General features: G+C 61.2%; 1 protein-coding gene. It reads right to left on the reverse strand.

Annotated features, from left to right (window positions below; genetic code table 11):
• Positions 1-689, reverse strand: a 689-nt coding sequence (locus ACYVG7_RS09990) for a cadherin-like domain-containing protein (RefSeq protein WP_460882983.1), incomplete at both ends; no start/stop codon positions are given.

The raw sequence follows: 689 nt of genomic DNA on the forward strand, positions 1-689 counted from the left end.
CCATTGGCCGGGTTCGTGCCCAGGGCGTAGCTCAGGCTATCGCCATCCAGATCGGTGGCGATGATGCTGCCATTGACCGGGGTCTCTTCATTGGTGTTCAGGCTGACGTTGCTGCTGGTTGGCGCATCGTTCTGCGGTGCCACCCCGATGGTCACGGTGCTGGTCGTGGTGCCGCCCTTGCCGTCGCTGATTGTCACACTGAAGTTGTCGCTGCCATTGAAGTTGCTAGCCGGCGTGTAGGTGAAGGTGCCATCGGCATTTAGCGTCACGCTACCATTGGCCGGGTTCGTGCCCAGGGCGTAGCTCAGGCTATCGCCGTCCAGATCGGTGGCGAGGATGCTGCCATTGACCGGGGTCTCTTCATTGGTGTTCAGGCTGACGTTGCTGCTGGTTGGCGCATCGTTCAGCGGTGCCACGCCAATGGTCACGGTGCTGGTCGTGGTGCCGCCCTTGCCGTCGCTGACGGTGACGCTAAAGCTGTCGCTGCCATTGAAGTTGCTGGCGGGCGTGTAGGTGAAAGTGCCATCGGCATTCAGAGTTACGCTGCCATTGGCCGGAGTGCCATTCAGGCTGTAGCTCAGTCTATCGCCGTCCAGATCGGTGGCGATGATGCTGCCATTGACCGGGGTCTCTTCGTCGGTGTTCAGGCTGACGTTGCTGCTGGTCGGCGCATCGTTCTGCGGTGCCAC

Source organism: Pseudaeromonas pectinilytica (assembly GCF_054780855.1).